At 68.0% G+C, this 3,764-nt stretch carries 4 protein-coding genes; all 4 read left to right on the forward strand.

Features of this window, described 5'->3' with window-relative positions:
- Positions 1-105 precede the first annotated feature (105 nt).
- Positions 106-933 (forward strand): transglutaminase family protein, encoded by an 828-nt coding sequence (locus tag AC3XYG_RS18980; RefSeq protein WP_489141422.1) that lies wholly within the window; start codon positions 106-108, stop codon positions 931-933.
- A gap of 39 nt (positions 934-972) precedes the next feature.
- The gene (locus AC3XYG_RS18985; protein ID WP_489141423.1) at positions 973-1,707 is read left to right on the forward strand and encodes a proteasome-type protease; all 735 of its coding nucleotides are present in this window, start codon (positions 973-975) and stop codon (positions 1,705-1,707) included.
- A gap of 138 nt (positions 1,708-1,845) precedes the next feature.
- Entirely contained in the window at positions 1,846-2,124 is a 279-nt protein-coding gene (locus AC3XYG_RS18990) for a hypothetical protein (RefSeq protein ID WP_489141424.1), read from the forward strand.
- 183 nt (positions 2,125-2,307) lie between these two features.
- Positions 2,308-3,764, forward strand: a 1,457-nt coding sequence (locus tag AC3XYG_RS18995) for a carboxyl transferase domain-containing protein (RefSeq protein WP_489141425.1), incomplete at its 3' end; no start/stop codon positions are given.

Below are 3,764 nucleotides of genomic sequence, written 5' to 3' on the forward strand. Positions count from 1 at the left end.
TACGAACGGGACTGCACGAGTATCTGACCGACTTCATCCAGCAGAACAACATCCTCGGCCTCGAGGTCAGCAAGGCCTACCTCCTCTGACCCCCGGCCCCTCCAGATGCGCCTCCTGATCCGACACGAGACCCGTTACCGCTACGACACGCCGGTCGACCGGACGCTGCAGATGCTGCGCCTGACGCCGCGGTCGCATGACGGGCAGGAGGTGCTGCGCTGGCGCGTGGTGCCGCCGGCCGGGGCCAACCTCGCCCCCGGCGAGGACGGCTACGGCAACACCGTCGACATGATGTCGCTGGAACGCCCGCACGACACGCTGACCCTGCTGGTCGAGGGCGAGGTCCACACCCACGACACCCACGGCATCGTCACCGGGACGACCGAACCGTTCCCGCCCGCCTTCTACCTCCGCCCATCGCCGTTGGCCCTGGCCGATGCGGCGCTGCGCGAGCTGGCGGACACGGTCGCGGCCGAGGCCGGGCCCGATCCGCTGGCGCGGGCCCATGCGCTGACCCGCATGGTGCGCGAACGCATCGCCTTCCAGCCAGCCCAGACCGACGCCGCCACCACCGCGGCCGCGGCGCTCGCGGCCGGCATCGGCGTCTGCCAGGATCACACCCATGTCTTCCTCGCCTGCGCGCGGCACCTCGGGCTGCCGGCCCGCTCTGTCGGCGGCTACCTCCTCATGGCCGATGGCAGCGTCGAACAGGCCGCCGGCCACGCCTGGGCCGAGGCCTTCATCGACGGGCTGGGCTGGGTCGGCTTCGACGCCGCCAACGGCATCTGCCCGACCGAGCACTATGTCCGCGTCGCCATCGGCCTCGACTACCGCGACGCCGCGCCGGTCCGTGGCCTGCGCCACGGCGGCAGCGGCGAGGCGCTGGAGGTCACGGTCCGCGTCGGCCAGTCGCAGACCCAGGCGCAGGCCTGATCGCCCCTTTCTCTTCCCGATGCCCCCGGATTGTTGCGCATGACCTACGGACTCGGTCTCCTGCTCGAAGAAGGGCTGGTGATGATCTCCGACACCCGGACCAATGCCGGTGTCGACAACATCTCCACCTTCCGCAAGATGCACATCTGGGAACGCCCGGGCGACCTGGTGCTGATCCTGCTCACCGCCGGCAACCTCGCGATCACCCAGTCGGTGGTGGCGCTCTTGTCCGAGGCGGTCGACGCCGCCGACGACAAGCGCGAGAGCCTGATCAACGCGCCGTCGATGTTCCGCTGCTCCGAACTGGTGGGCGAGGCGGTGCGCGCGGTGTGGGACCGCGACGGCCCGGCGATGGAGCAGCATGCCGGCGGCTTCAACGCCTCCTTCCTGCTCGGCGGGCAGATCAAGGGCCGGCGCTGCCGGCTGTTCGAGATCTACCAGGCCGGCAACTTCATCGAGGCGACGTCGGACACGCCCTATCTGCAGATCGGCGAGCACAAATACGGCAAGCCGATCCTCGACCGCGTCGCCCGGTTCGAGACGCCGCTGATCGATGGCCTCAAGCTCGGCCTGGTGTCGATGGATTCGACGCTGCGCAGCAACCTGTCGGTCGGGCTGCCGGTCGATGTGGCGCTGTATCGCCGCGATGCCCTGGCCATCGCCCTGCGCCGCCGCATCGGCGAGGACGACCCGTATTTCTCCGGCCTGCGGCAGAGCTGGTCGGACGCCCTGCGCCGGGCCTATCAGGCGATCCCCAATCCGGACTGGCTCTGACCAGACGACACGAAGCGGGAACCATTTGGCGGGTTGCACGGTTGTAATTACCGGAAGCCTGAACCACCCTGCCAGTGTGCTATCGGCTTAGCGCCGTGTTCGCGGCCCGATCGGTAACGATAAAGAGGAGAAGGTGCTATGCGCATCGAGCTTCGTAAAATTGCCCTGCTCTCCGGTTTTGCCGCGGTCCTCGCGCTTGGCGCCTGCGCCCAGCCCGCTCCCGTGGGCTATGTGGATGGCGGGACGCCGCCGGCGCCGACCGTGCTGCCGCAGAACGTGCCGCCCGGCTCGACGCTGCAGAGCTCGACCACCACGGTCCAGAATGGCCAAGTGGTCAATCGCTACGTCTACCGTGCGCCGAACCAGCTGGTGACCAACGGCCCGCAATGCACCAAGGGCGATCCGCAGTGCCCGTGATTCCATCGCGGCCTATAGAGGCCGTCGATTGCGGCGTTGCTTGAACGACGGAAAAGGGGGCTTCGGCCCCCTTTTTTGTGGCCGCATCCCGTGCGGTCTTTCGGCAACAATCGTTCTGCCCTTGCTCGGAATCCTGCATCCCGGCATGGTGCGCGGCATCGGTTGGCTTGAGCTGGAGCGTCCATGCCCGTCTTGAAGAGTGCGGTGGACACGCGGTCCCCGGCCTTTCGCGACAACGAAACGGCCATGCGCGCGGCCGTCGACGACCTGCAATCCACCATCGGCCGAATCAAGCAGGGCGGCGGCCAGGCGGCGCGGGACCGGCATGTCGGCCGCGGCAAGCTGCTGCCGCGCGAGCGGGTGCGGGCGCTGCTCGACCCCGGCGCGCCGTTCCTCGAGCTGTCGCAACTGGCCGGCCACGGCGTCTATGAGGATGATGTGCCGGCGGCCGGCATCATCACCGGCATCGGCCCGGTCGAGGGCCAGGAATGTGTCGTCGTCGTCAACGACGCGACGGTGAAGGGCGGCACCTACTATCCGCTGACGGTGAAGAAGCACCTGCGGGCGCAGGAGATCGCGCGCGAGAACAACCTGCCTTGCATCTATCTCGTCGATTCGGGCGGCGCCTTCCTGCCGCTACAGGACGAGGTCTTCCCCGACCGCGATCATTTCGGCCGCATCTTCTACAATCAGGCGACGATGTCCGCCGCCGGCATCCCGCAGATCGCCGTGGTGATGGGGTCGTGCACCGCCGGCGGCGCCTATGTGCCGGCGATGTCGGATGAATCGATCATCGTGAAGGGCCAGGGCACCATCTTCCTCGGCGGTCCGCCGCTGGTGAAGGCGGCGACCGGCGAGGTAGTCTCGGCCGAGGATCTCGGCGGCGCCGACGTGCACAGCCGGGTGTCCGGCGTCACCGATCATTACGCCCAGGACGATCATCACGCCCTGGCGATCGCCCGCCGCATCGTCACCACCCTGAACCGGACCAAGCGGCCGGCCCTGGCGCTGCGCGAAACGGTCGAGCCGCTGTACCCGGCCACCGACCTGTACGGCATCACCGGCACCGACCTGCGCAAGCCGTTCGATGTGCGCGAGGTGATCGCCCGGCTGGTCGACGGCTCCGAGTTCGACGAGTTCAAGGCGCTGTACGGCACCACCCTGGTCTGCGGCTTCGCCCATCTCTGGGGCATTCCGGTCGGCATCGTCGCCAACAACGGCATCCTGTTCTCGGAAAGCGCGCTGAAGGGCGCCCATTTCGTCGAACTCTGCGCCCAGCGCGGCATCCCGCTGCTGTTCCTGCAGAACATCACTGGCTTCATGGTCGGGTCGAAATACGAACGCGGCGGCATCGCCAAAGACGGCGCCAAGCTGGTCACCGCGGTCGCCTGCGCCGAAGTGCCGAAGCTCACTGTCATCATCGGCGGTAGTTTCGGCGCGGGAAATTACGGCATGTGCGGCCGTGCCTACTCGCCGCGCTTCCTGTTCACCTGGCCCAACAGCCGTATCTCCGTGATGGGCGGCGAGCAGGCGGCCAGCGTGCTCGCGACCATCAAGCGAGATGCGATGGAGCAGCGTGGCGAGAAGTGGTCGGCTGAAGAAGAAGCCGCCTTCCGCGCCCCGGTGCGCCAGAGTTACGA

Source organism: Inquilinus sp. (assembly GCF_057815775.1).